Genomic DNA, 4,883 nt, shown 5'->3' with positions numbered 1-4,883 from the left:
CCGTCGCCTCGCCGATCCCCAGAAGCGGCATGAGCGCGGGCACCACCGCAGTCAGGGGCGCGGAGAGGAAGAGGTTCACCCAGACCGAGAGGAGCTTGTCGGCCCTCCGGCTCAGGCCCATCACGATGCCGACCGGGATGCCGATGCCGATGGCGAGGCCGAGGCCGATCAGGAAGGTCCGCGCCGTCAGCCAGAGCGCGTCCCAGAACTGGGCGCTGTCGAAGAGGTCGAGGATCGCGAACCACGTCGCCGACAGCGGCGGGACGAGGTCGTTCCAGCCCATCCGGCCGATCAGTTCCCAGAGCGCGGCCCAGAAGATCAGCGACCAGAACGGCGAGAGCGCCATCACCCGCTTCCAGGCGGAGGGCCTGCGCGCGCCCGACGGGCGGGCATGTGCGGCGGGATCACTCGACATAGTGCTTCAGGCTCGCCCAGATCTCGTCGACCAGCTCGACGTATTGCGGAAGGCGGCGGATCACGTCGACATCGCCGCTGCGGTCGAGGTCGGGGCGGATCACCTTGGTCACGCGGCCGGGCCTGCGGGTCAGGATCGCCACCTGGTCGGCGAGGTAGACGGCCTCCTCGATGGAATGGGTCACGAAGATCACGGTCTTCTTCTCGATCTTCAGCAGGTCGAGCAGATCCTCCTGCAGCTTGCGCCGCATCTGCTCGTCCACCGCCGAGAAGGGCTCGTCCATCATCAGGATATCGGACTCGACCGCCAGCGCCCGCGCCAGGCCCGCGCGCTGGCGCATCCCCCCCGACAGCTCGTGCGGGTGCTTGTCCTCGAAGCCCGAGAGGCCGACCTCGTTGATGTAGTGCCGGGCCGTCTCCTCGCGCTCCTTCCTGGGCACGCCGCGCGCCCTGAGCCCGAAGGCCACGTTGTCGAGCACCGTCGCCCAGGGCAGCAGCGCGAAGTCCTGGAAGACGAGCGCGCGGTCCGGTCCCGGCCCCTCCACCGGCTTGCCGTTGACGTAGACCGCGCCCGCCGTGGGCTCGATCAGGCCCGCGATGATCTTCAGGAGCGTCGTCTTCCCGCAGCCGCTCGGCCCGAGGAGCGCGGTCAGCTGCCCCTTCGGCACGTCGAGGTTCGCCCCGTCGAGCGCGACGGTCGAGCTGCCGTAGACGAGGCCCACGTCCTGCACCCTCAGGATCGGCTCGGCCTGCGTGGCGGCGGAGGCCAGCGCCCGGTCGGCGGTCGCGTTCATGTGCGCTTCTCCTTGCGGAACAGGCGGGTTTCCATCGACTGCAGCAGGCCGAGCGTGACCGCGGCGATGGCGAGGATCGACACGATCGCGGCGAACATCTTGTCGTAGCGCGCGATCGCGCGGTTGTAGGTGATGAGGTCGCCGATGCCCGTCGGCGTGATCAGAAGCTCCGCCAGAACGATCCCGATGAAGGCGCCCGAAACGCCGAGGCGCAGGCCCGCGAAGATCATCTCGCTCGCCGACGGCAGGATCACGAGGCGGATCGTGTCGAGCCGCGACGCCATGAAGCTCTGCGCCATGGCGATGAGCGAGGGGCTGGTGGCCTGGATGCCCTTGTAGGAATTGAGCGCCACGAGCGGCAGGCCGAGGATGATGATGGCGACGATCTTGGAGGTGTCGCTGATGCCGTACATGTAGGTCAGCAGCGGGATGATCGCCGACACGGGCGCGGTCTGGAAGATCACGAGCAGCGGCACGAAGAACCACTCCGCCGTCCGCATCAGCCCGACCGACACGCCGATGGCGACGCCGCCCACGATGGTGACGAGAAGACCGATCAGCAGCGGCGGCAAGCTTCGGGAATAGGCGGCGGCGAACTCGCCGCTCGCGGTCATCTCGACGATGGCGACGAAGACGTCGCTCGCGGGCGGGAGCGCCCGGCTGAACGCGACCTGTCCCGCGATCTCCCAGATGCCGAAGACCAGCGCGAAGGACGCGACGCGCCACAGAAGCGTGGTCCAGACCTCCGGCATTCGGGCCCTTTCGGCCTGCGCGCCGTTCGCAGCCGGTGCGCTGAGGGAGGTCGTGGGCTCGGTCATTCTTTCCGTCCTTGCCGGTGCCGGCCGCGGGATACCGCGCGGCCGGCGTCCGTGTGCTCGCTCAGTTCATCGCGGCGCGTGCCGCCTCGACGATATCGAAGGTCCAGAAATCCTCCACGTCCATTTCCGCCGGATCGCCCTCGATGGCGCCAGACATGGCGAGGAAGGCGAGGTCGCTGCGCACCGCCTCGGGCGTGCCGCCATTGGTCGGGAAGAGGTCCGCCTCGGTCGCCGTCTCGAAATAGGGGGTGATCTCGTCGATCGCTTCCTGCGGCAGGTCGCTCAGCATCCCGTATTCCTCGCGCAGGCGCGCGGGCAGCGTCGGGTCGGCGTTGAACTCCTCGGCGACGCGCATCAGCTCCTCCACGAGGATGGTGACGGCCTCGCTGTTCTCGGCCAGCCAGTCGGGCCGCGCGAAGAGAAGGCTGTCGGACGCCGTCGCGTCGCCGAGCGGCAGGAGGCCGAAGCGGTCGGGCTCCTCGCTCATGACGAGGCGGGTGTTCGTGATGTCGAGGAAGGTCGCGTTGATCGTCCCCTGCCGGAGCGCGACCGCGCGCACCTCGGAGCCGGGGACATAGCTCATCTCGGAGAACTGGATGCCCTGCACGCTCTCGATGAAGCGGGCGATGGCCTCGGTCCCCGAGCCGCGCGCGTGCACCGTGATCGGCGCGCCGTCGAGATCCTCCCACGAGGTGATCTGCGTCTTGTCGACCACGGGGAAGTAGGCGGACATGCGCAGCTGGTAGAAGTGCCGGACGGAGTCGTCGCCGAGCGTCTGGATCGGCGAATAGGCCGTCCCGATGCCGATCTCGACCTGTCCGTTCAGCACCGCCTGGAACACGATGTCGTCCGACCGGAGCGAGACGAGCTCAACCTCGACGCCGCGCTCGCGCGCCCGCTCGATCGCCACGAGCTGCACGAGGTTCTCGCCGGTGATGGTGTCGGCCTCCGCCATCGTGATGGTCTGCGCGTGGCCAGCCGTCCCGGCCGCGATCCCGAACGCCAGGACCAGATACGCCGCGCTACGAGTTCTTTCCATGTCGAGCATTTGATTCACCTCCAACTTGGCCATGCGACGCCGGGCAATGACGTGCTCCTGCCGGGGCGGGCCTTCGGTCCAGCGTGGCTCGAGCGGACCCCTGAGCCATCGTCTTGGAGTGTTTTGGACCGTGGGGCTTCTTGGCAAATCGAAACTGTCTATGGATTAAGAAGGGAACATTATGAATGTGCGGCGGCCCCATTTTCGCACCCTGTGGCGCGGTCGTGACGGCGCGTCCGATGTGCCGGTCGCGGGGTCGGCGGGATGCGGCGGGCAATCGGGGAAAAGACCGCCGGAACATCAGCTTGGCAAGGGAGATCGGTGTGCCGCGCCGGTCGGGAGCCGCCCCGTGCATGTCCTCCGGCGGGAGATGCGTGGCAGCCGCCCGCGCGGCGCGGAACGCCCCCGCCCGGGGCAGGTTGCACCCCGGGTCCGGCACGGTCGGCTCACCGTGCCTCGGTCCCCGATGGCCAAAATGCCGCCGCGCGCGCCGCATTCGTGGGCAGTTCGTGAAAGAGCCTGCCCTGCCCCGCCAGCCGCGAGGGCGCGAGTCCGGCCAGCGCGAGACCTCCCCAGAGCGTGAGCGCGACCGAATCCAGCACCGGCACGCCGGTCTCGGCCTCGACCCGGGGCGCCGCGGGCGCGCCGCGGTAGTTGGTGCACATGACGGCCGCAGCGTCCGGGCGCCCCTCGGCGATGGCTGCGCGCAGCTCGTCCGCGACGAACTCCGCCGAGTATTCGCCATAGGAGAAGTTGCCGGCATCGCCGAGATGCCGCTCGGCAACCACTTCCAGCCCGAGCCCCTCGAGGTTGGCGACGACGCGGGCCTGGATCTCGGGCGTGTAGGGCGTCACGAGGGCCAGCCTGCGGACGCCCATCTCGGCGAAGACCGCGCGGTAGAGCAGCATGGTGGTCGTGCAGACATGGCCTGTCGCCTCGGCCATCTCGGCAGCGAGCGCGGCGTCGCGCTCGATCCCGAGCCAGCTCGCCGCCGTGCCGTTCCAGAGGATCGCGTCCGGCCGCGTACCGGCGAGAAGCTGCGCGGCGGACAGAAGGCCGTCGAAGCCGAACTGGCTGTCGGAGGCCTCGGACGCGGCGATCCGGAGGACACCGACCCGCGCGAAATGCACCGACACCTCGTCGCCGAACGGCGCGACGAGGCGCATGGTCTCGGGCTCCAGCACGGTGTTCGAGGAGGGCGCGATCATGCCGATCCGCCGCCAGGTGCGCCCCGGCCTGTCTCGCCTGTCGGGATAGCCCGCCTGGGGTCCTTCAGCTCCGCCGTCCATCCGCCCGCTCGCATCTCCTGCCGGAGCCCCTTGGTGCCATCGCCGGTGCGTCCAGTCCATCGGCGATTGCCGGGCCGCCGTCACGAGACCCGCGGCGATGACCAGCCTCCGGCCGCGCGTAGGTCCCGAGGGGCCGCCGGGATCGGGGCGAACCGGGACCGCAGGCCCGGCCCGCGCGCTTTACTTGGCGATTGGAGGCTGGTTTCCTTTCCGGCGTGCTTCTCCGCTCGAGGACGCTTTCGATGCACCAGCCGTCGACGATCGTGGTCGCGTCCTACAACCGGCCCCGGCAGTTGCGGGAGTGCCTGGACTGCCTCGCGAAGCTCGATCATCCGTCCTATCGCGTCATCGTCGTGGATGACGGAAGCGACGTGCCGTTCGCGCCCCTGGCCGCGGAATACGGCGGTCTCGTCGAGGTCATCCGCCAGGAAAACAAGGGCCCCGCCGCCGCCCGCAACCGGGGCGTCGAGGCCGCGTCGACCGACTTCGTGGCCTTCACCGACGACGATTGCCGCCCCGAGCCCGACTG

General features: G+C 69.4%; 6 protein-coding genes. 1 reads left to right on the top strand and 5 read right to left on the bottom strand.

The features are described from left to right. The 5 genes from ACTS11_RS13730 to ACTS11_RS13710 all read right to left on the bottom strand — a co-directional run. Positions 1–346, bottom strand: a 346-nt coding sequence (locus tag ACTS11_RS13730) for an ABC transporter permease (protein WP_442640869.1), incomplete at its 3' end; no start/stop codon positions are given. Positions 347–404: 58 nt separating this feature from the next. Further along, positions 405–1,208: an ABC transporter ATP-binding protein gene (locus ACTS11_RS13725; protein WP_442640868.1), complete on the bottom strand. Its 804-nt coding sequence runs from the start codon at positions 1,206–1,208 to the stop codon at positions 405–407. Beyond that, on the bottom strand, positions 1,205–2,026 hold the full coding sequence (locus tag ACTS11_RS13720) for an ABC transporter permease (RefSeq protein ID WP_442640867.1): 822 nt from the start codon (positions 2,024–2,026) through the stop codon (positions 1,205–1,207). Before ACTS11_RS13720 ends, ACTS11_RS13725 begins: the two co-directional genes overlap by 4 nt. Positions 2,027–2,087: 61 nt before the next feature. Continuing rightward, complete coding sequence (locus tag ACTS11_RS13715; protein WP_442640866.1) at positions 2,088–3,065, bottom strand: ABC transporter substrate-binding protein; 978 nt, start codon at positions 3,063–3,065, stop codon at positions 2,088–2,090. A gap of 446 nt (positions 3,066–3,511) precedes the next feature. Then, positions 3,512–4,354, bottom strand: a complete 843-nt coding sequence (locus ACTS11_RS13710; protein ID WP_442640865.1) for a maleate cis-trans isomerase family protein — start codon at positions 4,352–4,354, stop codon at positions 3,512–3,514. Between the two features lie 242 nt (positions 4,355–4,596). On the opposite strand from ACTS11_RS13710, the gene ACTS11_RS13705 reads away from it, so the two are divergent. Further along, positions 4,597–4,883, top strand: a 287-nt coding sequence (locus tag ACTS11_RS13705; RefSeq protein ID WP_442640864.1) for a glycosyltransferase family 2 protein, incomplete at its 3' end; no start/stop codon positions are given.

The organism is Roseicyclus sp. (assembly GCF_052168335.1).
Lineage (GTDB): Bacteria > Pseudomonadota > Alphaproteobacteria > Rhodobacterales > Rhodobacteraceae > Roseibacterium.
The sequence above is the reverse complement of the archived record's forward strand: the minus strand, read 5'-3'. Positions and strand labels throughout refer to the sequence as shown.

Coding starts and splice junctions, on each gene's coding strand:
- ACTS11_RS13720 (WP_442640867.1), bottom strand. CDS start 2,026: ATGACCGAGCCCACGACCTCCCTCAGCGCACCGGCTGCGAACGGCGCG.
- ACTS11_RS13725 (WP_442640868.1), bottom strand. CDS start 1,208: ATGAACGCGACCGCCGACCGGGCGCTGGCCTCCGCCGCCACGCAGGCC.
- ACTS11_RS13710 (WP_442640865.1), bottom strand. CDS start 4,354: ATGGACGGCGGAGCTGAAGGACCCCAGGCGGGCTATCCCGACAGGCGA.
- ACTS11_RS13715 (WP_442640866.1), bottom strand. CDS start 3,065: ATGGAAAGAACTCGTAGCGCGGCGTATCTGGTCCTGGCGTTCGGGATC.